This is a genomic window from Fictibacillus nanhaiensis (assembly GCF_023715445.1).
In the GTDB taxonomy this organism is placed as follows: domain Bacteria; phylum Bacillota; class Bacilli; order Bacillales; family Fictibacillaceae; genus Fictibacillus; species Fictibacillus nanhaiensis_D.
The window spans coordinates 16,534-42,386 of the sequence record NZ_JAMBOD010000007.1; the positions used below are offsets into that span (position 1 = coordinate 16,534).

Genomic DNA, 25,853 nt, shown 5'->3' on the forward strand with positions numbered 1-25,853 from the left:
TCAAATTAACGGGTTGGACATATGGTGTAGAGAAAGGCAAAATCAAGCTGGGAGGTTTCCCCTTTGTCCTACCAAATATATCACCTGTGCCGCCAATGTTTAGGAAGATCTGTGTATATCGATTGCCACTGCGGAACAAGGTATCACGGTGTCCTTAAACATGTAGACGATAAGAAAGCATATATACTGCCATACAGTACAGACCAAGATGAAAACAGCGACCGTTTTTTTGCACCTGCATTAATCGGTTTAACACTCGGCACAATTGCGGGTCTGGCGCTGGCACCAAGACCGTATCCGATTTATCCTGTTTATCCCCCATATCCACCGTACCCTTACTATTAATTGCGAAGAGACTGCTCCCAAAAAAAGAAGCAGTCTTCTTTTTATCTATTTTTCTTTAATAATAAAGCAGGAAATTAAATAAGATTAATGGAAAGTAACGTATACACAAAATAGATGCGAATAGAATTTAAGACATACTCATTGAATTTTTTATGAGGGGGTTCTGTTATGAAGCTTGCATTTTTGTTTCACCCGGTAAAAGATTTACAAGAATCACAAAGATATTACGAAGGGCTTGGCATGACGGAGGCATGGCGCGAAGGTAACCAGGTGCTGGGATTATCCATGCCAGATTGTGAAGTTCAGCTAATGATTGAAGAAGATGAACTTGATCTAGGCCCCGGCGGAGTATTTGTAGTCGACAGTGTGGATCAATTTTTTGAGGAAAACGAGACAAGACTCCATTTTGTAAAAGAACCATGCACCATTCCGCCTGGAAGATATGCAATCTACAAAGACGAAGCCGGAAATCCAATACGAATCATTGATTTTACGAATAAAGATTAATAAATGGAAAAGCGCAAGGAATGTAATTCCAGGCGTTTTTTTGTTAGTAATAAAAGTTCTGATCTTCGTTTAAAGCAGGATCATGCAAATCTCCTATGTAATTTATAAGACTTTCACCTTCGTAAAAATAGGGTTCTGTGTCCTCAAGCCAGCCTTGGTATTCTTGAAAATCATGATCAAAGTTTCCTGAATAGAATCGGTGTGCTACTTCATTTGTTAAAGTATCGATAATAACAATGCCGCGATATGTCTGGCGGTCAGGTTCATCATAATCACAAGCTATATAATAAGCCATAGAAATTATCTCCCTTTTAATAATGTACTACTCCTAATGTTGCAATTTAGTACTTTTTTCATACCATTATTTTTCGTTTCTCTCATAAAGATTAAACGGTAAGCTATAAAATTCTTACATGCCGTTTAAACGGTCTTTACATTTTACCTGTAAGATAAAATTGAGGCGGATTGAAAAGAGGGAAAAGAAGTATGAAAACATATTTCATGGTACAAGAAAAAATTAAACCCGCGTGGATTCATGAAATGGTAGCAAAAGCGAATGAATTTGAAAAGTGCCAGATTTTTTTAGAGTGTAATGCCTTGAGAATTAATGCAAAAAGTCATCTGAGCATGAGTTTGTTGAATGGCATGCAAGGAGTATGCTGTGTGTCGGCACAAGGTGAAAATTGCAGGATAGCGGTTGATGAGCTGCGGAGTTTGGGAACAAGAATCCTGAACTAGTTCATACAAGAGTTTTATTCAGAAAAAATTAAAAGGCCGGTTCAAAGAACACATTCGTTCTTTAGAGCCAGCCTTTTTGTCATTATTTTTTATCTCTTTTTTCTTTGCTGGTCCTGCTAGTAGATATAAGTTTTTGCAACAGAACGTCTTGTACCGCTGATCGTGCCAGATCAGCTTCTTTATGCTCCTGCAGCGCTTTTTGTTCAATCGCTTTAATATCAGTTGAGTTGTGATGACTCAATATATTGTCCACCTTTCTGCTTTTTCACATAATGTGTTTTCCCGCAAAAAGAGATGAACAGGGCCCTATTCCTCTAAAAAGGAGAAATTATAATAAATCTATGCAGCGCTATATTAAAATATGTTTCAGACAGTGCCTAAGATATATACTTGCAATCTAATCAAAAGGGTCTAAAATGGATGATGGATATGACGCACTAGGAAAAGAAGGGATTTGGATTGCAAAAAGTAATATGGTTTACAACAGGGGCTTTCTTGCAGGGACTTTCAATGGCTGTCTTTTTATTTCCGCATGCAATACCGTCAGGCGGAGTAGCGGGGATTGCAATTTTAAATAATTATTTTTTTCAAATACCACTGGCCCTGACATTATGGATAATAAATTTTGGTTTGTTATTGCTTGCTGTAAAAAAGCTTGGAAAACAAACGGCGTTATGGACAATATATTGTGTAGCGGTAACTTCTGTCACTGTTGATTGGCTGTCATCACTGATACAAAGTCCTGTTAATAACATGCTCTTTGATGTCATTTATGGAGCCTTAATCTTTGGTACAGGCGTGGGGATTTTATTTCGTTTTGGGGCTTCTTCCGGTGGAATGGATATTCTGGCTTTAATATTGGCAAAGTGGATGGGAAAGAAACCAGGAGTTATTTTATTCTGGATAAACAGTATTGTGCTTCTTTTGACAGCTCTTACAGTGGGGTTTGAAATCATTTTGTTTGCCCTTATGTGCCAGTGGATTGTCACAAGGATCATTGATTATGTACGTACTGCACAATTTCAGAAAAAAACAAAGCAGTATATGTAAAAAGGGTACGGTTATAAAAACCGCACCCTTTATTTAGCGCGTATAAATTAGCAATCTTTGCCTATATGCGCCCATGTCGTACCAACGATAATGAGAAGGATGAATAGAACGACTATGATCGCAAAACTCTTACCATGACCATAACCGCCTCCACAATAACCATATCCGCCACCACCATATATTGGTGCGTTTGCCATTGAAGCATTTACCGGTGAATTTGCATACATTCTAAAACTCCTCCTTACATTTTGTACTTACGACTTCGATACAGTATATGTGGCAGTAGAAAAGCGTGTATGGACAAATGTTTAGTTTTTTAGGAATTAGGCGTATGTAATATTTTTGAAAAGAAAATGAGATGTTAGGTTTTGTGTAAAGTGGGGTAAATTTAAGCAAAGGAGGCGTTATATATGCAAACTGCAACCCAAATGAAAACAACAAACAAATTATTTAAAACTCAATCATGGGCTTTGATCGGCCTTGGTACAGGTGCATTGGTCTGGCTCTCTTTTAAACCAAATCGTATAAGAACTAAAATGAAAATTAAAGACATTAAACGCAGAGTGCGTCCTCATCATATTGAGCGAACTCAGCTGCCAATTAATAAAGCAGGTCATCCAGATCCAATGGATATCGATGACAATAAGATGGTAGAAGAAGGCGCTATGTACTCCGTGAATTACTATAACGACAAAAAGCAATAAAGGATGGGTGCACCCCATCCTTTTTTGTGTTGTATGATTTATGGTGTGAGTTTAGCATTTGCTCAGATGCTAAGTCGATTTCCTCACCGTTTTTTAAAAAAGAAAAGCTGGATTTCTGCCGTTCATTTCATCTTTTTTTTCTTTAGAGAATTTTCTCAGCACTCTTCCTCTCTTTTATGGGTCATTTTCCACTCTAATATTGAAACATGTATTCAAAGGAAAGTTCCAAGAAAGTAGACGAATGTGGCTGAATAATGGTTAACTCTGTACCTAATCTTGGGTCTTTATGACGATATTCGATGTAAAAAAATGTCCACTTTTGTAACATTACTTCTTCTTTTGCGGAAACTATTTTCAAGTCGGAAAAAAGCCGTCATAATAAGCGAGAAGTACTAAAATTACAAAGGGGAGCCGATTTTCGTGGAGAAAAAAGAATGGAATAACTCTCTTCTAATGGAATGTATTAAAGAAAAAAAAGAAAAGCTGGTAGAAGTTGCAGACCGTAAAGGTTTAACCAGCAAGGAAACTGTAAAGTGCAGCCAAGAGTTAGATGTCTTATTAAATGTTTTTCAAAGACAAGCCACTTTCTAATTACCGTTTATTGAAGATGAGTTCATCTGTTAGTTGATCGATACGAAGTAATATGGCCTTTTTTGTTACTAAAGGATAATTGCAGTGAAATTCTGTTAACAATTCTCGAATTTCCCGAATAAGGGTAATTTCCTGATCAGGCAAATGCTTTGTTGATTCTTTTTTTGTTTTAAAATGAATCAAATTGTCCTTCACACTAACACCCCATTTAATAAATTGTGTTGGATACTACTTCCATAGAAGGATTTAAATCCCTTCTAAAAGTCGAAATGTTTCCTTTCTACAGCAGAATATGACAATATCTTTTTATAAGTAAAAAAGATACGTAGAAATGGAGGCTAATAAACAGATGACAGCGATTAAAAGTTTGCAGGATACTACCGTATTACATAACGGAGTAAAGATGCCTTGGTTCGGCCTTGGAGTATTTAAAGTAGAAGAAGGACAAGAAGTCATTGATTCTGTTAAATGGGCAATCGAAGCTGGATACAAAAGTATCGATACAGCAGCGATCTACAAAAACGAAGAAGGCGTTGGACAAGCGATCAAGGAAGCTGGGGTTCCCCGTGAAGAGTTGTTCATTACAACGAAAGTCTGGAACAAAGACCAGGGGTATGAGAGTACGCTTGCAGCTTTTGAAACCAGCAGGGAGAAGCTTGGTCTTGAATATCTCGATCTTTATTTGGTTCACTGGCCTGTTAAAGGAAAGTATAAGGAAACTTGGCGTGCTTTAGAAAAGCTTTATAAAGATGGAAAAGTAAAAGCGATAGGTGTTTCTAACTTCCAAGTCCACCATTTAGAAGACATCTTAGCTGACTGTGAGATCAAACCGATGGTCAATCAGGTTGAATATCACCCGCGTCTTGCACAAAAGGAACTGCTTCTATTCTGTAAAGACAATGACATTCAAATGGAGGCATGGAGTCCTCTAATGCAGGGAGAACTGCTGAATGAGCCTGCATTAGTTGAACTGGCGGAAAAACACGGAAAATCTGTAGCCCAGATCATCCTTCGCTGGGACCTTCAAAACGGTGTTGTTACGATTCCAAAATCAATCAAGCAGCATCGTATTGTTGAGAATGCAGATATCTTTGATTTTGAGTTATCTCTTGAAGATATGGCCAAGATTGATGCTCTGAACGAAGATCGACGCATCGGTCCCGACCCAGACAACTTCGACTTCTAAAAGGGGTCTGACCCCAAACAAATACAAAAGTTTACTTTTTGTCCACGTGGAAAATACATTTCGCGTGGACTTTTTAGTTGGATGCTGCCGTGCCGTTTCCAACTTATGATTAAGGGTAAAGGCTAAGTATGTAAAGAATCGTACATAATTATGATGAGATTAAAGAGGAGTAAACAATTATTTTACATATAAATTTAGTTACTTGACAAAAGTAAGTTAAGTTTTATATACTTAACTTACAAAAAATAAGTGAATTAATTTGAAAGGATGTAATCTATTATGACGATGCATACAACCGGAATACATCATATTACAGCTATTGTAGGTAACCCTCAAGAGAATGTTGATTTTTACGCAGGGATTCTTGGTCTTAGATTAGTTAAGAAAACCGTCAATTTCGATGATCCGGGAACATACCATCTCTATTTTGGTGATGAAGGAGGTAAGCCTGGTACTATCATGACATTCTTTCCTTGGCCGGATGCTTATCGCGGCCGTGTCGGCAGCGGGCAAGTTGGTACAACAACATTCGTTGTTCCAGAAGGAGCACTTTCATTTTGGGGGGAAAGACTTCTTCAATTTTCAGTAGAATACAAGAAAACGGTCCGCTTTCAAGAAGAATATTTGGAATTCATTGACCCACACGGACTTCAGCTTGAGATTGTTGCCCGACGTGAAGGTGAAAACAGCTCGTGGTCATTTGGTAAGGTGACACCAGAATACGCGATAAAAGGGTTTGGAGGAGCTGTATTATTGTCAGCGGCACCTCATCAAACGGAGAAAGTGTTAACAGAAGTTATGGGGCTAGAAAAAGTTGCTCAGGAAGGAGACTTTCTTCGTTTTAAAGCCACAGGTGATCTGGGAAATGTTATTGATATAAAACTGTTTCCAGAGGCAAGAGGTGTGAGCGGGGTAGGAACCGTTCATCATATCGCTTGGCGTGCAAGCAGCTACGAAGAACACAAAATGTGGCAACAACATGTGAAAGAAAGTAATTTTCATGTTACTGAGATCATTGATCGCCAATATTTCAATGCGATTTATTTCCGCGAAGAAGGTCAAATTCTTTTTGAAATCGCAACCGATCCTCCTGGATTCACGAAAGACGAAACAGAAGACGAACTAGGCAAAAGTTTATTGCTTCCGCCATGGCTGGAACCGCACCGTGAACAAATTCAAGGTCATCTTTTGCCAGCAGAGGCAAGAATTCTAAAGGAGGACAAATAAATGAAACATTTGTTTAAAAAAGGGACAAATAAAAGCAAACCAGTCCTGCTTTTATTGCATGGTACTGGAGGAAATGAAGAAGATCTATTGCCACTCGCCCAGATGATCTCTCCGGATTCTTCCGTATTAAGTGTACGGGGGAATGTTTCAGAGAATGGAATGCCGCGTTTTTTCAGAAGGCTTGCAGAGGGTGTATTTGATGAGGAGGATCTGATTTTCCGTACAAAAGAACTCAATGATTTCATTGAGGATTCAGCTAATAAATATAATTTCGACCGAAAGAATATTGTAGCTGTAGGCTATTCAAACGGAGCTAACATTGCAGGAAGCCTTATCTTTCATAATGAAAATGCCTTAAAAGGTGCTATCCTTCATCATCCGATGGTGCCGAGGCGGGGTATTGAGCTCCCTGATCTGGCTAATCTTCCTGTTTTTATTGGAGCAGGGAAGAATGACCCGATCTGTCCGCCTGAAGAAACTGAAGAGCTTGAGAAAATTCTTACAAATGCCGGTGCATCCGTTCATGTAAAGTGGGAGAATATGGGGCATCAGCTTTCAAGAGCTGAAGTAGAGGAAGCTGCAGAATGGTTCAGCCGAAATTTTAGCTAAAGAAGGTGAGATAATTGAAATCTATTGATCCAGAAACATTATCGGTAAAAGAAAATTATAAATTTCTTACTGGAAGCATCATCCCTAGACCAATTGCTTTTGTCAGCACATTATCAATGGAAGGGGTTCTTAATGCAGCGCCGTTCAGCTATTTTAATGCACTGACTTCTAATCCTCCTTTGATTGCGATATCTATAGGCAGAAAAGATGGTGTTCAGAAAGATACCTCACGAAACGCGGAAACGCTCGGAGAATTTGTTGTTCATATACCGGATGAAACCTATATTGAAGCTGTGAATACAACAGCAGCAAACCTTGGGCCAGATGAAAGTGAAGTTGATCTTGCAAAATTAACGGCTGTCGATTCGGTAAAAGTCAAGGTTCCGGGGATTGCGGAATCTAGAATCCGGATGGAATGCGTTGTAGAACAAATTTTGCCGCTTGGCGGAACAGCGGATAAGCCTGCAACCGACTTACTAATCGGGAAAGTAGTTCATTATCATATCGCTGATGAGTTATACAATGAAGGAAAAATAGATGCTGAAAAGCTGCGGCCTGTTGGCAGACTGGCCGGAACAAACTATGTAAAACTAGGAAAAACATTCTCATTAGATAGACCTGAATAATTTAACAAATCTCTCTCTTTATAGAGGGAGATTTTTTTTATGTCATAAAACGACAAAGATATACACAACTAAAACAATAAGCCTACTTAGAGATATATCCTTTGAGATATTAGAGATATATCTTTCCTGGGTAGAATATCTCGTCTTACCAAAAATTTCATAGGTATTTTGTAGAGGATAATTACTCTTGTCAAATTGATAGATATAATTCCACCAAGACTTTAAAGAAATAACAGAAGAAAATATTGGAAGAGTAATAGAAAGTTAGTAGCAAGAAAAGAAGGTCATAATTCACATTTTTTTACAATGGTTCCTTATTTCACAAAAATAAGTTCATTTGACATGTGACGAATGATGGTATTTTGCAAAATAATTTGATGTCTTAAAAATTTTCTTAAACAAAAGTCATAGAAATACGAATATTGTCTCAGACGAAGGATTTATTTTCCAATTATCAGGTAAAAAAGCGACATATTATTACATTTATTTACAGTAGTAATTCTTTATCCTTTAAATAACAACACAGAATTACTTGAATTTATAAAATTACAGGAGGTGTGACAAGGATTTACTTTTAACTGGTTTGATCTGTACGACAAAAAAGAATAGGGAGGGAAAGCAACATGCGCAAAAAACGGAAAAACGTAAGATGGCTATCTATCATTTTAGCTTTTTTAATGGTTGTTCCATTGATGTTCCCGTCTCAAGCTAATGCCGTATCAAAAGACAAACCTTCTACATCAGCAAAAAAGGCAGCACTCGAAGGTGGAAAAAGTAAGGTCTCCGAAAAACTCAATGAACAGTTCAGCAAAAAAGATAAGGTCACTTTCCTTATTAAGTTTAAAGAACAGGTGGACACAACGGAGGTAGCAAAAAAGGCTGCAAAAGAGGCTAAAACTCAAAAACTATCTGCGAATCAATCGAAGCTCATGAAGCGTTCCACAGTTGTATCCTCTCTTCGCGCAAAAGCGCTTGAAACTCAACAGCACACAAAAAATTACTTAGAAAAACAACAAAAAGCTGGAAAAGCAGCAGACATTCAGTCTTTTTATGTCGTTAACGGTATGGCTGTAACGGCTACAAAAGAAGTTATGGAAGAAATCGCAGCTTTTCCTGAAGTTGAAAAAGTCCTTCCAAATGAAACAAGACAGCTTATTCAGCCTGTAAGTACTGTAAAACTTCCAGAGAAACCACAGGAAAAATCATCTTTACAGGTTGAACCGAACAATGAAACATCATCCATAGAATGGAATATCGAACGTGTAGGTGCTCCTGCTGTTTGGAATATGGGAATAGACGGTGCTGGTACTGTTGTAGCATCCATTGATACTGGTGTACAGTGGAATCACCCAGCCCTGAAAGAGAAGTATCGCGGTTTTGATCCATCAAACCCTGACACTGCGAATCACGAGTATAACTGGTTCGATGCAGTTGGCGGACAAGCGGCGGCATACGATGATCTGGGACATGGTACACACGTAACGGGTACGATGGTAGGTTCTGAGCCTAGCGGGGCAAACCAAATTGGTGTGGCACCTGGTGCAAAGTGGATTGCTGTAAAAGCATTCTCTGCGTCTGGAGGATCTGATGTTGATTTGCTTGAAGCAGGTGAATGGATCCTAGCTCCAAAAGATGCAGCCGGAAATCCTCACCCGGAAAAAGCGCCTGACGTTGTTAACAACTCATGGGGCGGCGGTCCTGGACTTGATGAGTGGTATCGAGAAATGGTTGCAGCATGGCGTGCAGCTGAAATATTCCCTGAATTCTCAGCTGGTAATACAACAATCTTTAACCCAGGCGGTCCCGGCTCTGTAGCGACACCTGCAAATTATCCTGAATCTTTTGCAACGGGTGCTACAGATATCAATGACCGTCTAGCAAGTTTCTCACTTCAAGGTCCTTCGCCTTATGACGAAACGAAGCCTGAAATCTCTGCTCCAGGGGTAAATATTCGTTCTTCTGTTCCTGGAAGTGCCTATGAGGGCGGATGGAACGGTACTTCAATGGCAGGTCCGCACGTATCAGCTGTTGCAGCTCTGCTTCGTCAAGCTGATGCAAGCCTAACTGTAGAAGAGCTTGAAGAGATTTTATTAACTTCGGCAACACCATTAACAGATGCAGCTTTCCCTGAATCTCCTAACAATGGCTACGGACATGGGCTTGTAAATGCTTTTACAGCGGTATCCTCTGTTGTTTCAGGATTAGGAAGAATCGAAGGGACTGTTACAAAAGAAGGAGAAGATACAGAAGCTCCTGCTATCACGCATGAAGCGCCAAGTGAATCTTACAAAGAAATGCCTTTAAATCTTGAAGCACAAGCATCAGATAATATTAGTGTAACTTCTGTTCTATTAAGCTACCAAAACGAGGATGGAAGCTGGACACAAGCTGCTGCTGAACGTATAGTCGGCGACTATAAGTCTGGTACGTATACAGCAACGATTCCTGGGTCTGCATTAACCGGTGATCAGATTGTTTACAAGTGGATTGTTAACGACTTCGGCGGTAATGAAGTTTCCACAGATAACTATACTGTACCGTTGCTCCCTGGAGTTTCAACAGGCTACGAGGAAGGTTTTGAAGGAAATCCTGCAGGATGGACTTCTTACGGCGCGAACAATAGCTGGGAAGTTGGTGTACCAACTAGCGGACCAGGAGCAGCACATTCTGGTGAAAAGGTGTATGCGACTAACCTTGCAGGAAACTATGCAAACAGTGCTAACATGACGCTTGTTATGCCTCCAGTTGATCTGCCAGAGGGCAACAGCTATCTGCAGTTCAAACAATGGCATGACTTAGAACGCAACTATGATTATGGACATGTGTTTGTTTCTACAGATATGGAAAACTGGACACAGAAACTGCGTGTTAACTCAACTTCCGGAGGATGGATCGATGGGGAAGTAGACTTAAGCGAGTACGCTGGTCAGCGCATTTATGTAGCATTCAATGTTACTACTGACGGTTCAGTTGTAAAAGCAGGCTGGTATTTGGATGATGTGAAATTGATGGATCAGCCATTAGCCCCTGCGCAAAAAGCAAAATTAGGTAAAGGTTCAATTGATAAAGCTCCTTCTTTAGAGGCGAAGCCAAAGGTAGATCCAGCAAAAATTTTACCAATGAAGCCTACGGAAGAAAAAACACCATCCAAGGACAGTGAAGCAGCACCGATGGCACTTCCAATGCGAGCACAAGTAAGTGTACTCGAGTCTGGAAGATCGGTTTACACTAACCCTCAAGATGGCTCTTATGGGCTTACACATGCAGCAGGAACTTACACTGTTATGGCTGAAGCTTACGGATTCCGCTCAGCGACTCAATCAGTCAATGTTGAACAGGATGGAACCGCAACAGCGAACTTTACGCTAGAAGAAATTCCAAGAGGTACAGTTTCAGGTACAGTTACGAACGAAGTAACAGGTGAACCAGTTGCAGGCGCTACTTTGATGCTCATGGAAGACGCTGCTATAGCTCCTGTTCAAACAAACGAAGATGGTTCATATGAAATTGAAGCTTATGAGGGGGATTACACACTAAAAGTTGTTGCACCTTCATACTATAGTGAAGAAGCTTTAGTTACGATAACTGGTGGAGAAAATGCAGAACAAAACATCGAATTAAAACCTTTCATCGGTTACCCGGGTGAGATCGGCTATGACGATGGAACGGCTGAAAACGCACGTGCATTCTATGATGCAGGAAATGGCTGGGCAGTAAAAATGTCTCTTGCTGAAGGGAATGAAAAAGCAGCCGTAACTGGCGGATTGTTCCGATTCTGGGATACTGAATGGCCGGTTCCAGGCGGAACGGATTTCCAAGTAGCCGTTTATGATGCCAGCGGTCCGGATGGTACTCCAGGCAAGAAGCTTGCAGGACCGTTTGATGCAACCGCACTTCGAAACGGTGAATGGACACATGTTGACTTAAGTGAACATGGCATCATGGTAGAAGGGGATTTCTACATGGTGTATATTCAAAGTCATCCTAATCCGAACACACCAGGTCTTGGAACAGATGAAGATGGAGAATGGTCAGGCAGAAGCTATCAGATGGTAGGCGGTGCATGGTCCCAATCTCCTGAAGATGAAGGAAACTACATGATCCGTGCAACTGTTAACTACGAGGTTACGGCTCCTGTCATCACTTCTCCGGCAGATGGTTCGTTTACAAATGAAGAAAACGTAACAGTATCAGGAACAGCTGCTCCAACAACAACCGTTGAGATTTATAACAATGGAGAAGAAGTGGCTAGTGTGGCAACAACAGATGAAGGAACTTTCTCTGCAGATATCATGCTGGAGGATGGTGCGAATACACTTACAGCAAAAGCAGTTACAGAGCAGGGTTCAACGGATGAATCAGCTCCAGTAACAATTACGTTGGATCAGACAAAACCGGCAGTGAGCATTACTTCACCAGAGGATGGCAAGAAAACAAATCGCGAATCCGTAACGGTAACAGGTACGGTTGATGAGATGAATCTTGACTGGGTAAAAGTAAATGGTCAAAGAGCTCAAGTTGACGAAGAAGGAAACTATAGCCACCGTATGCTCCTTAACGAAGGAGAGAACGTAATTAAAGTAGTTGCGCTCGATAAAGCTGGAAATCGTCATGCAAAGACCGTAAAAGTGTATGCGAAGTTTGAAGCACCAGTCATTGAGAACTTGATGCCTGATACAGACAAAGAGCTGAAGAGCGGGGAGTCTGTAAAAATTGAGTTTGACAGTGAGCCTGGTCTGGATGCAGTATTCGTGATCCATATGCCGCTGACGAATGCAGGTGACGTTGCTAACGCTACAGAACTTCCAATGCGTGAAACGTCAGAAGGGCACTATGAAGGATACTACACAGCAACTTCTAATGTAAAAGCACCGGGAGCTGTTGTTGAAGTTATCGCTTCTGATGAATATGGAAACGAGACACACGAAAGAGCAGCAGGTAAATTGTATATCAACTCCAAAAAGAAAAAGTAATTATAAAAGATTGAAATGCCGGTTCTCCCTATACGGGGGGACCGGTTTTTAAGTATTTTTAGTACCTAGTTATATAATATGTTCTTAATTCGACAAATATAAGTAGATGCTAAATACATAATATGTGTTAAGATAGGTAAGATGTGAAATAAAGGAGACTGATTGAATGAGCGAACATTCGAAGTATGACATTCGTGAATGGAAGAAAAAATTAGCGCCATTTGAGCGCCCGCGTATATCAGCAAGTGTATGGCAGTTAATTAATTCAGTTGGGCCATTCCTGATCTTATGGGTTTTAGCTTATCTGAGTTTAAATATATCGTTTTGGTTAACACTTCTTTGTGCAGTCCCAGCAGCAGGCTTCCTGGTTCGGACATTTATCATTTTTCATGATTGCACACATTACTCGTTTTTCAAAAGCCGCCGTGCTAATCAAATCGTAGGAATGATCACAGGTCTATTTACGTTCTGTTCGTATGAGCAGTGGAAGAACAGTCATGCTACCCATCATGCAACTAACGGAAACCTGGAAAAGCGCGGTGTAGGTGATGTTTGGACGATGACTTTGCAAGAATATGCTGAGGCATCTTGGTTTAAGAGATTGCAATATCGCACATACCGAAACCCAATCATCCTTTTCTTGATCGGACCATTATATATTTTCTTAATTGATTATCGTTTTAATGCAAAAAATGCTTCTAAAAAAGAAAGAATCCATGTTTGGCTTACAAATATTGTTTTAGTGGCAATTGTTTCATCAGTTGGCTTTGCAATCGGCTGGAAAGCATTCCTGTTAGTTGAACTTCCGATCTTTTATATAGCGACATTCTCAGGCGTGTGGCTGTTCTATGTGCAGCATCAATTTGAAGATGGCTACTTTGAGCACAATGAAAAGTGGAACTATGTAGAAGCTGCTTTAAAAGGAAGTTCATTTTATAAACTTCCAAAATTACTGCAATGGTTTACAGGGAACATTGGGTTTCACCATGTCCATCACCTGAATTCCCGTGTACCTAACTACCATCTTGAAAAAGCGCATAAAAGTGACCCAAGGCTTCAGGATGTTCCTACCCTTACACTGTTAACAAGCTTAAAATCGTTAAAGTTTAAGCTTTGGGATGAACAGGCTAATAAATTCATCGGTAACAGAGATATTCGAAACTTTATCCGAAAAAATAAAACAGCATAACGTGTAAGAGTCATCTGCAATCCAATAACGGGTTGATCTGGATGGCTCTTTTTTTTATTGTTCCAATCGCATACATATGTTCATATAGTGGTTATATGCCTACTCACGATAGGAGGAGGGGGAAGATGAAGATAAATGTACAATATATTCCGATGAGTAAAATTAAGCCTAATCTTACCGTTAAAATAACAGAGCATGTTAAAAAACTTAGAAATGTAATGTGGGATTGTATGCATATTTTAGTGGTGAAAAAAGACAAAGATGGAAATTTCACGATAATAAGCGGAAACGACCGCTATGATTATCTCCAAAAACATACTAAAAATAAATTTGCTCCATGTATTATAGATGAGAACAAACTGTCCACCGAGTTCAAATATTGGATTCACCGAGTTTTCAATCTGAAAATCCATGAAAAAGAAAGGAAGGATTTATTCGATAAAATAAGTCCCAAGAGTGTTTCGATTATCCGTGTTTTTTTAAAAGAAGAACCACGCTTTAAAAACTTGTCTCGTTTGGAGAAAACAAAAGTGCTCATTTTAGCTTTACGGTACAAAAAAACCGTAATGACTTCTATGAAATTAAAAGTGGATGAATGTTTGAAAAAACCTATTCAATAGTTAAAAAGAAAGGAAAACCATTCAGAGCATAAGTTCATTCTTTACAAGGATGGGGTTCGTGCACTGAATAATTATCAAAATGATCGAGACAGTGAAATCTTTGATTGGTTTTTAGTATATATAAACAATTAAAATAGAATATAAAAAAAGTGCACTCGTTGTTTCTTGAGTGCACGTTTTAATTCATATCCCATAAATCACTAACTTTTATACTAGGATCTACTCTTTTGACAGCATATAAGATTTTACGAATGGTTATCATTCTTGGACTTTTATTCGGATTCGATGCTAATTCTTCTACTGTTTTTCTTTCTAAACCTGAAGTGCGTGTTAACCAATCAGTATCTCTATTATGTCGTTCGAGCCAAATGCTAAGCTTGCTGCGTTTCTGCTCCACTCTATTCATTTTGATGATACCCCCATGTCATACTCCTTTTTCTATATACTATTTGTTTCCCCCTAGAAAAAAAATAAAACCTTTTTATACCTTTTTCTACAACTTTTGTACTAAAAGGAAGGAAGGATTGGAGTGTGAAAAAGGATTTTTGGTGAAATTTTTATGACATACAGTAAAAAATACCTGCACCAATGTATTTAACAAGATAGCTTAGAATTTTATTAAACCTTGATTCTAAAGGGAATCACCGAGGGACACACTTTGTTATTTTTCTGATAAAACTTTACGGTGACTGATCAAAGCGATGAAAAGGCTTATATCATTTCTTTTTTCTAAATATTCACTTATAGTAAAAGAAAAAGGTGGTGTCTTTAATGGAGGATATTAGAAGCTTACTTCAAGTGTTGAACAGGAGATATAATCTGTTACAGAAAAAATGCTGCCATATAGATGGGCTGGACATTTCACTGGTACATAGTCATATCCTTTATGAGATAGATAAGCACACCGCACCTTCCATGCAGCAGATAGCAGCTTTGCTGGGGATTGATATTACAACATTCAGCAGACAGATCCAAACCTTGCTTAAGATGGGTCTTGTTAAAAAAAGCAACAATCCGGCAGATAAGCGAATTCATTTTCTGTCACTTACGGAAAAAGGAAAACAAATAGCTGATGAAATTGACACAATGATTCAGGAAAACCTAATGCAAATGTTTTCGAGTATGAATGAATTTGAACGGGATACTGTTATACATTCATTAAAGATTTTAACGAGATCTATGGGACAAATAAAAGAGAACAGCAAGATGATGGGATAGATCAGCCAAGCCAAGCTGACCTTGACGCAGAAACATTTAAAAGGTTTTCATTTTTTTAAACAAAAAAGAGTACCTGAAAGATTCAGATCCTCTTTTAACAAAAATATATGTTGAATTATAGCTTATTTGCAATCTATTATCTGCTATCTCATTTTTTCTTTCCTGACCGAAAGAAGAAAGTGAACGAGCAGCTGCTGTAAATGCGGGTCTTGGATGTTTTTCTTGGTGAAATGACGTTTTACCAGATTCCGAATAATCACGTCACTCATTTTCCTTTTCCCCCTTTCTTCGTTTTCTCCATAATTCTCGCCTAATCGATAAAAATCCTCCAAAATGTCGAAACAATAGTACTCGTTCCCTAGATAAGTACCCGAAAAGCAAATAGCAGGAAAAAGGTTGCAGAATTAACTTAGGCAATTTATAGAAGGAAATATTCAGAATATATTGACTAATGCGAACGCTTTCGCTTTGAATTATATTAGAATCTCTATCAACATTTAATAAAAAGACGGCTGAACCAGCAAAATTATTGTGAATAAAGTCATACCAGAACATGTTGAAGGTTCCTTTATGCGAAATCGTAAAGAAGCAGAGCGGCCTTATTTAGAAGAAATTAAACAAGTGTTTAAGGATATAGAAAAAGTGTATGTACCGATGTTTGACCACGACATCGCAATAAGAGAGGGACTTGAGGAATACAGCCAATTCCTCGAAAAAGCAGAACTGCAGAATGGATAAAGAAAAACCAGCGCGGACTTTGTGTCTGATGCTGGTTTTTTTCGTATTTTGAGGAGTGTCTTTTTCAGGAGAACAACTTTATGGATGGAAATGGTAAATGATGTGATGAAGAGTGATTTTTATATGATAAGTTCTATTTTTTATGTGTTGACTGATGTTTTTTATGTGATGATTAAAGATTTTTATGTGTTTAATCATTTTTGAGTTGATTTTGTACTTTTAAGGAGGACTTAGTTACTTTTTCTTTGCTAAAAACAAAGCGACAGCGTGCTGTTTTGTGATTGTTTCTCCATATCTCAGGATGGCATTTTCAATTCCTCTAAATAATACCCTTTTTTTCTCTTGTAGAAGCACTTGATGCCCAGAATGCGTGTTTAATAGACCGATATAGTCGGTTGGTGTGTATTCCTGATCCCATTTGTACGTATGAACCTTAAGTTTATGAAATTCTCCGGATTGCAATGTAAGATTGCTTCGATCTTCAATAAAATCCAGTAACGAAGGGAGGTCACTGTCATCCAAGTGAGGGGCATACATTTTGTACACCTCACGAATTGCTTGATAAACAGGTTCATTTGAAGCTATGTGTGTAAACCAGAAAAAGGCGATCGTTCCGTCTTTTTTCAGAAGTGAAGCTGATTTAGGATATCCAATTTCAGCTGGGATGAAATGAAAAGCTGTACCTGAGAAGGCCAGGGAATATTGCGCTTTACAGGACCAATCCTCAAAAGCAGAATGCACCACCTTCACATTTGGGAACTTTATAAACTTGTTCTGCGTAAGCTTAGCTAAGTTTTCTCCGTATTCAATGCATGTGATATTCATATAGCCTTTGTTTATAAAACCTTCCGTTCCTTTCCCTGTTCCGCATCCGATTTCAAGAAGGGAGTCATCCACCTTCAGATCAGTATATTGAATAATGTCAGTAAACAGCTGAGCGGGGTAAACAGGACGGTACTTTTCATAGGAAGAGGCAACGGAGTTAAACGATTGTTTAAGTAAGTTCATCTGGATCAGCGCCTTAAATTAGATTTAAGGAAAATGATACCAAATAATGATGCGGTTGAATAGAGTGAATTGTGTCTAAATTGTAGGGGGTCTGACCCGGGTCAGACCCCCTACAATTTTCCCCTGTTCTAAAGATTTTGTCTCTCAACATATGATGGGGTGATTAAGTATTTCTAAGGGGGAGATCTAGAATGGATAGGGATTATTTAAGATGGTCTCAAATTCCTTACCCAGGAGAGCAATATCCCCCAATGAATGCTGTAACCCCTGAAGCTGGTTCTTGGCCGATGTTTTTTATCACCAGAAGAGGGCAAGAATTTTTGGACCCTTTTGGTCAAAAGATAACATGGAGGATTAAAAATCCTAATACGATTAATTGGGAACAGGAACTTTTAATTGTAAAACACACCCTTCAGAACTTAACGCCGCAGCAGGTCCGTATTGCCCACGAGTGGGGAACTGGAGAGGTAAGCAAAGTGGTTATTCCAATCATCTACAACATGATGGAGACCTATGATTTAGCATCTACTAAAGCTGCCCGTTTTTTAGGCTTTTACAGTGCAGCTATGAATGATGCTTTCGTTATAACGTGGTATTTTAAATATCTTTGGGATGTCGCGCGTCCATGCCAGTTTGACAGGAGCATAATCCCTGTCTTATTTACCCCGCGTTTTCCTGGCTATCCTTCCGCTCATGCTACAATGGCTGGGTGTTCAGAGTCGATTTTGAGCTACTATTTTCCACAGGAATCGTATCGGATCAATCAATTGATGGAAGAATGCGCTATGTCCCGTCTTTATGCAGGAGTTCACTTCAAGGTTGATAACGATGAAGGGCTTTCATTAGGACGGCAACTCGGACAGATTGTTGTGAATCTGGTGAAATCGCAGAATATATAAAGAAAAACCGGACGCTCTACAGTCCGGTTTTTAATATCCTCTATATACATATTCTTCTTCAGGTTTTTCGATTTCTTTCCAGCTTTTTACTTTTACATAAGGAATATCCGCTTTAAATGGCTGATAGTACATGGTTTCAATGGTCCCATCCACTTCGATCCATTTATCATTAGGAAAGGTTGTTCCTTTAGGGAATTCGACCATCATCCCAAATACGCCGGAATCAGCTATACAGTGAATAACCCCAAAACGAAGCAGGAAGAGTTCATTACTTTTCGTTGTCGATTGATCCTCAGCATTGTAGGTAAAGCCTTTAAACTGAATATCCTTGCCAAGAAAGATTCCTGGCTTGTAGTAAATGCTTTCCATCCCTTTTAAATAATTCTTGTCGTTTAAGACAATATCACCCTTTGTGAAGGGCTTTAATTCTTTATCCATAATCGTGTTATAGCTTTCTTTTCCATAGTAAACACTTGTGTCAGGTTTTAAGAACTGATGCTCTCCAAAATCACCCTCGTTCTCAAGCCCTTTAAAGTGAAAGCCTTTCGTTTTAACGGTTTCAGAGTCAAGTGAGGCAATCGGAAAAAACAATCCTGAGATAATCGGGAATATCAGAATACTGTTTACCGTCATGCTCTTTAAACGAGACGGCTTTTTGTGATGATCGTGACCGCAATCTGGAGCTGCACAGGTTTCATCATGATGATGATCACCGTCTTCACTTTTTCCGTAAATATAAAACTGAACAAGGGTTAAGAAACCCAAAATAAAAATCGCTGAAAATGAGATATAGGAATACTTCATGTTAATGTATTTACTAATATCACCTGTCGCATGCAAATGCATAAACAAAAAGGTAAATCCGATTAAAATCAGAATTCGAATCATGAGTTAGGCACCTCCCTTTTATAAAAACAGTGATCCGATCAAAACGAGTCCTGTGATGTAACCGATCAGACTGAACACAAGCTTCTTTTTAAAAGCTGCAAGCATCATCAGTACGTTTTTAATATCAAGCATCGGCCCATATACTAAAAACGCCACAATTGACCCGATTGTAAACGTGCTTTGGAAAGAAGATGCAATAAATGCATCAGCTTCTGAGCAAAGTGATAATACAAAGGCTAATCCCATCATCACCAACGATGAAGAAACCTCTCCTTGTCCAATCGCTAAAAGAGTTGATGTCTTTACATAAGTCTGCATCCCTGCTGCAATTAAAGCACCGATGACAAGGTATTTTCCAACCGAGAAGAATTCTTCAACGGCATGTACAAACGTTCCTTTTAATTTGTTAAAAAAAGATACAGATGGTGCTTCAATGGCTGCTGCCGTTTCGTTAGCTCCTGAATTCTTTGACAAAATATGAATCTCATTCCTGAGTACTTTCGCATTCTTAAACTGAATCGCAAGAAAGAACCCGACAAGGACAGCAACGATTGTAGCCAGTCCGCCTCTGTAAATCATAACGTCCCATTGATTACCGAATGCGACATAAGTAGAAAACAAGACAACTGGGTTAATAATCGGACCTGTCAGCATAAAAGGAATGGCTGCAAAAACAGGTACACCTTTTGCAATCAGTCTTCTTGTAATAGGAACAATTCCACACTCACAAGCAGGGAATATTGCACCTAAAAAAGCAGCAAATAAGACAGCTAATACTTTATTTTTTGGCATGATGCGTGCCACCATTTCTTCGGTAACAAACATTTGAATAACTCCGGCAATAAGCACCCCTATTAAAACAAAGGGAAGTGCTTCAATGAGGATGCTGATGAATACTGTATTCATCTGTAAAAATGTTTTATCGAGCATCCGAATTCCTCCAAACTTAAAAATTTCTTTAAAGGATGAAAATATAAACTTCAAAAACATAATTTTTTCGATAACAATATTAACACTATAACTCAAAAATGGCAGGAAAATAAATGGTAAATGAAGAAATAGAAGATTGTGGGAAATGGGGTCTGTCCCCCTACCATTTATTTCCCAAGCTGATATGGAGCAAAAGGGGTGGCAGAATGAACCATTTTGACCTTCGTCCGAAGCAAAGATCGGCATTTCGGATTTCACTAGGCAAAAGATATTACACGGTAAAGAGATATATAGAATGGTTTACTGATCAAAAAAAGTATGCAAAAACCATAAATGACGAGGAACTGCCTTTCGTCAGTTCCTCGCACCAAACCATCCTTCTTAGAAAACTCAAAGATGTCGATATGTGGTACCAGCATAATAAAGTAAAAAACCTGAAAATCGCCATAAAACGTTTAAATAACATAATCGTTAAACCGGGAGAGACCTTTTCATATTGGAAATGCATTGGAACAACAACGAAAAGAAAAGGTTATGTGGAGGGGATGGTGCTTTTCTACGGCAAATTTAAGAAAGGCACAGGAGGCGGACTGTGCCAACTGTCTAATTTAATCTACTGGATGACGCTGCATACCCGTTGACCATAACGGAACGACACAGACACAGTTATGATGTGTTTCCTGATTCAAAACGAACACAACCTTTTGGAAGCGGAGCAACTTGTGCCTATAACTATTTGGATCTTCAAATCACGAACAACACGGAACAAACGTATCAGCTGTATCTTTATTTAACAGATACTCACCTTGTTGGCGAATGGAGAACAGAGCAAGTACCTCTACAAAGTTATCAGGTGTATGAAAAAGAACATTGGATTACTCCAGCTTATTGGGGCGGGTATTTGCGCCATAACCTGATTTACAGGAAAGTGTTCAACCGTAAAAAACAGCAGATTGATGATGAGTATGTGACCGAGAATCATGCCATTATGATGTATGAACCATTACTGGAATCAAAACAGATGGAAGCATAAAAAAACCTTGGCCAAAAAATCAGGCAAAGGTTTTTTACTTTTCTTTTAAATACGTTAGACCAGTTAATTCTAATAAAGGTTCAGGTTTCATTTCCTTACGACCTAAATTAGATTTTAGCAAAAGTCTTTTCATCAAGGCCCCAAAATTCATATCACCATCATTTTAGCAAAAAAGGAAAATGAATAACGGTTTTTTAGCTTGAAAATCTCAACTGCCTAACTTACTCTAGGTAAATGCATATATTATTTGTTGAAATACTGACCAAATTTGGGTAATGATAATAAAAAGCAGAGAGAGAAGGAACGGCTTATGATACGCACGATTGCGGTTGTAGATCAAAAAGTAATTATAAATCCGCCGTTAGAGCGTTTAGTGGAACTACAGGCAGACTGGGTATGGGTCGATTTCGACAGCCCTTCAGAGAAAGAAACCAGTTTGCTTCGTACTTTTTTTCATTTTCATCCACTTGCTGTTGAAGACTGCATTAACTCCTTGCAGCGGCCGAAAGTTGAGTTTTATGAAGATCATTTGTTTTACGTTGTGCATGCACTGCACGAACAAACTTTAGAAGCCACTGAGGTAGATATTTTTACTGCAACAAATATGGTGGTTACCTTTCATAAGACGGAAGTTCCCGAGATTGATTTTGTCTGGAGCTATATGAAGGGGTTAAATACGGTGCCGCGAGAGCTCGGAAGGAATGAACTGATCCATAAATTGATAGACAAGCTTGTTGATATGTATTTTCCGATCATGCATCAGTTGGACGAGCGTGTGATTTCCATTGAAAGCAATGAAGATGACGAGGCGCCAAAACTGATCAATCAAATTTTTGATATCCGTGGAGACCTGCTTTCATTGCGAAAAACAGTAGTTCCCATGCGTGAACTTCTTTATCGCATGCTGGAATCCAAGCGGGTTGGTTTAGATGCGGAGGAAAGATCCTACTTCCATGATATATACGATCATCTACTAAGATTAACGGATATGATGACGTCAGCACGTGAGATGACATCAGACATTCGTGATAATTATATCTCGTTAAACTCGTATCGTATGAACAACATCATGAAAACGCTGACCGTAATAACAACCATCTTTATGCCGTTAACGTTTATTGCAGGTGTCTATGGAATGAACTTTGTCAACATGCCAGAACTGCAAACGGAGAATGGTTACTTCTATGTGGTTGGAGTTATGGTCCTATTAGGGGTCATCATGTCGCTATGGTTTAAGAAAAAAGGATGGTTCGAGCAGGATTAAATTTACATGTGAAAAATGTGGAAATGGAAGGTACTAAAGTATTAAGTACATAATAGTATCCGGAAATAACTATTGAATATAAAAAAGAGTAGACTGGAGAAGGTGTATCATCCTTGAACAGGCTGCTCTTTTGTTTTGTAGACTAGTAAAGAATCCTTATTTTAAATTCATTTTAACTTACTACCCTGTACCTAGTTTTAACGCGTTAAAGTAAGGGAAACGAACTACTATTCTTATAAAATGTTCACATGGGGGAAGACACGATGAAAAAAATTTTTGTATGGGCTTTAACACTAATCATGGTTACTGGCTTATTATCTGGATGTTCAGAAACGAGAGAAGAAAGTATAGAACCAAAGAAAACAAAAGACGGAAAAATAATTCTTGATTTTTGGACCTTCTGGGGGTCAGAAACGAGAAGACCAATCATTGAGAAAATCGTAAACGATTACAATGCGTCTCAGGATAAAGTGTTTGTTAAACATACTTTTTTGCCATGGGGGGACATTTGGACTAAAAATCTTGCAGCCATTGCAGCTGGCAAACCAGCTGATGTTGTCATCAATGATATCAATTCTGTTGCCCACAGAGCTAAAAATGGCCAAGCGGAAAATCTGTCACAATACATAAATGACGATGGTTTTAAAGATAAATTTTACCCTGAACTTTGGAAGACGGTAATACATGAAGGGGATCCATATGCTGTGCCTTTCAACACGGATACTCGTTTGTTGTTCTATAACAAGACTGCTTTTAAAGAGGCTGGTCTAGATCCAAACAAACCGCCAAAAACATGGAAAGAACTTGAAACATATGCCCAGAAACTCGACAAAAAAAAGGGTGATCAATACGAACGCATTGGTTTTTATCCACTTTGGGGATCGTTTGGTCCAGAAAGCTGGATGATGAATGCAGATAATGGTCAGGGCTATATTGATGAAAAAGGAAAAGTAAAGGTTGCTACAAAAGAGAAAGTTCAGGCGCTGAACTGGATCAAGGGTTGGAACGACAGGATTGGCATCGATAACATAAATGCTTATAAAGCAGATTTTGGCAGTGAACAATCTAATCCGTTTATCGCAGGAAAAGTAGCGATGATGGTTGATGTAGGAACCTTCTATACCCAAATAAGAGACTACGGAAAGGACATGGAGTTTGGTGTTGCACCTGTTCCAGCGATTTCTGAAAGTGATAAGAACTGGAGTCAAGGTGGAGGATTTGTCGCAGAAATTCCTAAAGGGTCTGATAACCCTGAGGAAGCATGGGAATTTATCAAGTATTTAACTGATAAAGAAGCACAAACGTATTGGGCAACGAAAAACTTTGACAATGTCGCAAACAAAGAAGCTTCGGAAAAAGCAATGAATATGTTAAAAGGAACAGATCAAGAGATCTATAAAGCTACTGTTGAAAATCTTGACGTAACAAAACTGCATCCTGTTCCAGTGGACTCCCCTGATTATCAATCAAAAATTAATCCTATGATTGATTCTGTCCTTTTGGGCGAAAGGAAAGCTTCTGATGCATTAAAAGATGCTGAAGAATCAGTTGAAAGCAGTGTTGGGCAATAAGGACAAGGGAGCAGCCTCCCTTGTTTATTTATGAAGGGGGCAAGAAAATGGATTCGGTTTATGTAAAGAGCGAAAATAAAAAATCGAGTAAAGCGGTAAAGAAGCAAAAAATGGAAAAACGGCATTTTATAAAATCATTGCGGCACAGAGAAGAACTAGCGGGATATTTATTCATCGCCCCGTGGATCATTGGTTTTCTTTTCTTGATGCTCGGTCCGTTATTGTTCTCTTTATACGCAAGTTTTACAAACTATAACATCACCTCGCAGATGAAATTTGTTGGCTTTGAAAATTATAAGAGAATGTTTACTTTTGACGAGCTGTTCTGGACTTCATTATGGAACACGCTTTATTATGTAGTATTCTCCGTTCCAATTACAACTGCGGGTGCCATACTCTTGGCAGTATTTTTAAATCAACGCGTTCCGGGAATAAAATGGTATCGTACCCTTTTTTATCTGCCAGCGGTTCTTTCCGGTGTAGGTGTCTATCTGTTATGGATGCAATTACTCAGCCCGTCAACAGGGCTGGTCAATATAGCACTTTCATGGTTTGGGATAGAAGGGCCAGCTTGGCTGTACAGCCCCGAATGGACAAAGCCGGCGCTGATCTTAATGAAGCTTTGGAGTGTCGGAGGAGGCATGCTTCTGTACTTGGCAAGCCTTCAAGGTGTACCAAAAACGATGTATGAAGCGGCTGAGATCGACGGTGCAGGAACGTTTCAAAAGTTCTTTAAAATTACACTTCCCATGATTACACCTGTTATTTTTTTTGATATCGTGACGAGCTTAATCGGTGGATTTCAAATCTTTCAGGAAGCCTACGTAATGACAGAGAACGGTGACGGCGGCCCGGTTAATTCCCTTCTATTCTATAACCTTCATATGTGGAACAATGCGTTTGAAATGTTTAACATGGGCTATGCTTCATCGATGGCATGGATGCTTTTTGTTATCGTAATGTTGCTTACTGTAATTAATCTGAAGATCGGGAAGAAATGGGTCTACTATGAAGGCGGTGATCAAAAATGAGGAATGTTGCAGAAACGCCATTGTTTCAAAAACGTTCTTTTCGGTTGAAATGTAAGAAGATTTTAGTTTCAATCATCCTTTTAACAGGAAGCCTTGTAATATTGTCACCTATTCTATGGATGCTCTCAACTTCTTTAAAAACACCAGGTGAGATCGCACAATTTCCGCCTACCTTTTTACCTGAAAAATTTCAGTGGAAGAATTATATTGAAGCTTGGAATACAGCGCCTTTTACACGGTGGGCATTAAATACAACTTTTATCACATTTTTTGTAGTGATTGGGAACGTACTCGTAAATTCGTTTGTTGCATATGGATTTGCTAAGATTCGCTTTAGAGGGAAGAATGTACTATTTATTATCGTGCTTTCAACTATGCTGATTCCTGGATTCGTTCTTCTTATTCCGCAATACATGCTTTTTTCTAACTTAGGCTGGGTAAATACGTACTTGCCTTTGATTGTTCCAGCTTTCTTAGGTAACGCATTCTATATCTTTTTATTAAGACAGTTCTTTATGACTTTACCAAACGAAATGATTGAAGCTGCAAAGATCGATGGAGCCAATCACTTTCAGATCTGGTGGAAAATCGCGATGCCATTAATGAAGCCAGCGGTTATAACGATTGCCATTCTTTCATTCAACGGTGCCTGGAACGACTTTTTAGGACCACTCCTCTATATCAATGACGAAAAACTGTATACACTTCAGATTGGTCTTCAAACCTTTAAAGGTACTGTCCAAACCCAATGGCATTATTTAATGGCAGCATCTGTCTTGGTTTTGTTGCCTGTAGTATTGATCTTCTTTTTCTTTCAAAGATATTTTATTGAGGGGTCGAATATCACTTCTGGTACAAAAGGTTAATCAACCTCACTGTTTAAAACCTTTTTAACAGGGGAACCTACT

The 25,853-nt window shown here is 38.9% G+C and carries 29 protein-coding genes and 1 pseudogene; 21 read left to right on the forward strand and 9 right to left on the reverse strand.

Annotated features, from left to right (window positions below; all coding sequences use genetic code 11):
• The first annotated feature begins 63 nt into the window (after positions 1-63).
• Both M3196_RS16510 and M3196_RS16515 read left to right on the forward strand, forming a co-directional pair.
• Positions 64-345: a hypothetical protein gene (locus M3196_RS16510; protein WP_251323422.1), complete on the forward strand. Its 282-nt coding sequence runs from the start codon at positions 64-66 to the stop codon at positions 343-345.
• A gap of 168 nt (positions 346-513) precedes the next feature.
• On the forward strand, positions 514-852 hold the full coding sequence (locus M3196_RS16515; protein ID WP_251323423.1) for a VOC family protein: 339 nt from the start codon (positions 514-516) through the stop codon (positions 850-852).
• A 43-nt stretch (positions 853-895) separates the two neighbouring features.
• On the opposite strand, the gene M3196_RS16520 is transcribed toward M3196_RS16515, so the two are convergent.
• Positions 896-1,147 carry a hypothetical protein gene (locus M3196_RS16520; protein WP_251323424.1) on the reverse strand — a complete coding sequence of 84 codons (252 nt, stop codon included), beginning with the start codon at positions 1,145-1,147 and terminating at the stop codon, positions 896-898.
• A gap of 191 nt (positions 1,148-1,338) precedes the next feature.
• Between M3196_RS16520 and M3196_RS16525 the strand changes: the two genes are divergently transcribed.
• Positions 1,339-1,590 (forward strand): HPr family phosphocarrier protein, encoded by a 252-nt coding sequence (locus M3196_RS16525; protein WP_251323425.1) that lies wholly within the window; start codon positions 1,339-1,341, stop codon positions 1,588-1,590.
• A gap of 82 nt (positions 1,591-1,672) precedes the next feature.
• On the opposite strand, the gene M3196_RS16530 is transcribed toward M3196_RS16525, so the two are convergent.
• Positions 1,673-1,831 carry a hypothetical protein gene (locus M3196_RS16530; RefSeq protein ID WP_251323426.1) on the reverse strand — a complete coding sequence of 53 codons (159 nt, stop codon included), beginning with the start codon at positions 1,829-1,831 and terminating at the stop codon, positions 1,673-1,675.
• Between the two features lie 218 nt (positions 1,832-2,049).
• Between M3196_RS16530 and M3196_RS16535 the strand changes: the two genes are divergently transcribed.
• Positions 2,050-2,640: a YitT family protein gene (locus M3196_RS16535; RefSeq protein ID WP_251323428.1), complete on the forward strand. Its 591-nt coding sequence runs from the start codon at positions 2,050-2,052 to the stop codon at positions 2,638-2,640.
• A 47-nt stretch (positions 2,641-2,687) separates the two neighbouring features.
• On the opposite strand, the gene M3196_RS16540 is transcribed toward M3196_RS16535, so the two are convergent.
• Positions 2,688-2,867, reverse strand: a complete 180-nt coding sequence (locus M3196_RS16540) for a YjcZ family sporulation protein (RefSeq protein ID WP_425311022.1) — start codon at positions 2,865-2,867, stop codon at positions 2,688-2,690.
• Positions 2,868-3,050: 183 nt separating this feature from the next.
• Here M3196_RS16540 and M3196_RS16545 point away from each other — a divergent pair, with 183 nt between their 5' ends.
• Complete coding sequence (locus tag M3196_RS16545; protein WP_251323429.1) at positions 3,051-3,344, forward strand: hypothetical protein; 294 nt, start codon at positions 3,051-3,053, stop codon at positions 3,342-3,344.
• Between the two features lie 420 nt (positions 3,345-3,764).
• On the forward strand, positions 3,765-3,935 hold the full coding sequence (locus tag M3196_RS16550) for an aspartyl-phosphate phosphatase Spo0E family protein (RefSeq protein WP_425311023.1): 171 nt from the start codon (positions 3,765-3,767) through the stop codon (positions 3,933-3,935).
• Here M3196_RS16550 and M3196_RS16555 read toward each other — a convergent pair whose 3' ends face one another.
• Complete coding sequence (locus tag M3196_RS16555) at positions 3,936-4,130, reverse strand: hypothetical protein (RefSeq protein ID WP_251323431.1); 195 nt, start codon at positions 4,128-4,130, stop codon at positions 3,936-3,938.
• 154 nt (positions 4,131-4,284) lie between these two features.
• Here M3196_RS16555 and M3196_RS16560 point away from each other — a divergent pair, with 154 nt between their 5' ends.
• From M3196_RS16560 to M3196_RS16590, 7 genes are all read left to right on the forward strand, one after another.
• On the forward strand, positions 4,285-5,121 hold the full coding sequence (locus M3196_RS16560; RefSeq protein WP_251323432.1) for an aldo/keto reductase: 837 nt from the start codon (positions 4,285-4,287) through the stop codon (positions 5,119-5,121).
• A 279-nt stretch (positions 5,122-5,400) separates the two neighbouring features.
• Complete coding sequence (locus M3196_RS16565; protein WP_251323433.1) at positions 5,401-6,348, forward strand: ring-cleaving dioxygenase; 948 nt, start codon at positions 5,401-5,403, stop codon at positions 6,346-6,348.
• Positions 6,349-6,957, forward strand: a complete 609-nt coding sequence (locus tag M3196_RS16570; RefSeq protein WP_251323435.1) for an alpha/beta hydrolase — start codon at positions 6,349-6,351, stop codon at positions 6,955-6,957. It begins immediately after the preceding gene.
• Between the two features lie 14 nt (positions 6,958-6,971).
• On the forward strand, positions 6,972-7,583 hold the full coding sequence (locus M3196_RS16575) for a flavin reductase family protein (RefSeq protein ID WP_251323436.1): 612 nt from the start codon (positions 6,972-6,974) through the stop codon (positions 7,581-7,583).
• 623 nt (positions 7,584-8,206) lie between these two features.
• Positions 8,207-12,556 (forward strand): S8 family peptidase, encoded by a 4,350-nt coding sequence (locus tag M3196_RS16580; RefSeq protein WP_251323438.1) that lies wholly within the window; start codon positions 8,207-8,209, stop codon positions 12,554-12,556.
• Between the two features lie 166 nt (positions 12,557-12,722).
• On the forward strand, positions 12,723-13,745 hold the full coding sequence (locus M3196_RS16585) for a fatty acid desaturase (RefSeq protein ID WP_251323439.1): 1,023 nt from the start codon (positions 12,723-12,725) through the stop codon (positions 13,743-13,745).
• Positions 13,746-13,870: 125 nt separating this feature from the next.
• Entirely contained in the window at positions 13,871-14,365 is a 495-nt protein-coding gene (locus M3196_RS16590) for a hypothetical protein (RefSeq protein WP_251323440.1), read from the forward strand.
• A gap of 178 nt (positions 14,366-14,543) precedes the next feature.
• On the opposite strand, the gene M3196_RS16595 is transcribed toward M3196_RS16590, so the two are convergent.
• The gene (locus M3196_RS16595) at positions 14,544-14,771 is read right to left on the reverse strand and encodes an XRE family transcriptional regulator (RefSeq protein WP_251323441.1); all 228 of its coding nucleotides are present in this window, start codon (positions 14,769-14,771) and stop codon (positions 14,544-14,546) included.
• A 365-nt stretch (positions 14,772-15,136) separates the two neighbouring features.
• Between M3196_RS16595 and M3196_RS16600 the strand changes: the two genes are divergently transcribed.
• Positions 15,137-15,583, forward strand: coding sequence for a MarR family winged helix-turn-helix transcriptional regulator (locus tag M3196_RS16600; protein WP_251323442.1), 447 nt, complete (start codon positions 15,137-15,139; stop codon positions 15,581-15,583).
• A gap of 143 nt (positions 15,584-15,726) precedes the next feature.
• Here the strand turns inward: M3196_RS16600 and M3196_RS22015 are convergent, their stop codons facing one another.
• Positions 15,727-15,852: a hypothetical protein gene (locus M3196_RS22015; protein WP_276531414.1), complete on the reverse strand. Its 126-nt coding sequence runs from the start codon at positions 15,850-15,852 to the stop codon at positions 15,727-15,729.
• Positions 15,853-16,114: 262 nt separating this feature from the next.
• Between M3196_RS22015 and M3196_RS16605 the strand changes: the two genes are divergently transcribed.
• Positions 16,115-16,321, forward strand: coding sequence for an ArsA-related P-loop ATPase (locus M3196_RS16605; RefSeq protein ID WP_338082960.1), 207 nt, complete (start codon positions 16,115-16,117; stop codon positions 16,319-16,321).
• Between the two features lie 234 nt (positions 16,322-16,555).
• Here the strand turns inward: M3196_RS16605 and M3196_RS16610 are convergent, their stop codons facing one another.
• On the reverse strand, positions 16,556-17,329 hold the full coding sequence (locus M3196_RS16610; RefSeq protein WP_251323444.1) for a class I SAM-dependent methyltransferase: 774 nt from the start codon (positions 17,327-17,329) through the stop codon (positions 16,556-16,558).
• A gap of 191 nt (positions 17,330-17,520) precedes the next feature.
• Between M3196_RS16610 and M3196_RS16615 the strand changes: the two genes are divergently transcribed.
• Positions 17,521-18,228 carry a vanadium-dependent haloperoxidase gene (locus M3196_RS16615; protein WP_251323445.1) on the forward strand — a complete coding sequence of 236 codons (708 nt, stop codon included), beginning with the start codon at positions 17,521-17,523 and terminating at the stop codon, positions 18,226-18,228.
• A gap of 30 nt (positions 18,229-18,258) precedes the next feature.
• Here M3196_RS16615 and M3196_RS16620 read toward each other — a convergent pair whose 3' ends face one another.
• Together M3196_RS16620 and M3196_RS16625 are read right to left on the reverse strand one after the other, a co-directional pair.
• A complete protein-coding gene (locus M3196_RS16620; protein ID WP_251323446.1) occupies positions 18,259-19,116 on the reverse strand; it encodes a TIGR03943 family putative permease subunit in 858 nt (285 codons plus the stop codon).
• Between the two features lie 18 nt (positions 19,117-19,134).
• The gene (locus M3196_RS16625) at positions 19,135-20,046 is read right to left on the reverse strand and encodes a permease (RefSeq protein WP_251323447.1); all 912 of its coding nucleotides are present in this window, start codon (positions 20,044-20,046) and stop codon (positions 19,135-19,137) included.
• Positions 20,047-20,252: 206 nt separating this feature from the next.
• On the opposite strand from M3196_RS16625, the pseudogene M3196_RS16630 reads away from it, so the two are divergent.
• The 5 genes and pseudogenes from M3196_RS16630 to M3196_RS16650 all read left to right on the forward strand — a co-directional run bounded on the left by M3196_RS16630 (position 20,253) and on the right by M3196_RS16650 (position 25,811).
• Positions 20,253-21,079, forward strand: a pseudogene (locus M3196_RS16630) (VanW family protein).
• 310 nt (positions 21,080-21,389) lie between these two features.
• The gene (corA, locus tag M3196_RS16635) at positions 21,390-22,343 is read left to right on the forward strand and encodes a magnesium/cobalt transporter CorA (RefSeq protein ID WP_251323448.1); all 954 of its coding nucleotides are present in this window, start codon (positions 21,390-21,392) and stop codon (positions 22,341-22,343) included.
• 263 nt (positions 22,344-22,606) lie between these two features.
• Positions 22,607-23,914 carry an ABC transporter substrate-binding protein gene (locus M3196_RS16640; protein ID WP_251323449.1) on the forward strand — a complete coding sequence of 436 codons (1,308 nt, stop codon included), beginning with the start codon at positions 22,607-22,609 and terminating at the stop codon, positions 23,912-23,914.
• Positions 23,915-23,961: 47 nt separating this feature from the next.
• Positions 23,962-24,945: a carbohydrate ABC transporter permease gene (locus tag M3196_RS16645; protein WP_425311024.1), complete on the forward strand. Its 984-nt coding sequence runs from the start codon at positions 23,962-23,964 to the stop codon at positions 24,943-24,945.
• Positions 24,942-25,811 carry a carbohydrate ABC transporter permease gene (locus M3196_RS16650; RefSeq protein ID WP_251323450.1) on the forward strand — a complete coding sequence of 290 codons (870 nt, stop codon included), beginning with the start codon at positions 24,942-24,944 and terminating at the stop codon, positions 25,809-25,811. Before M3196_RS16645 ends, M3196_RS16650 begins: the two co-directional genes overlap by 4 nt.
• The last annotated feature ends 42 nt before the right edge of the window (positions 25,812-25,853 follow it).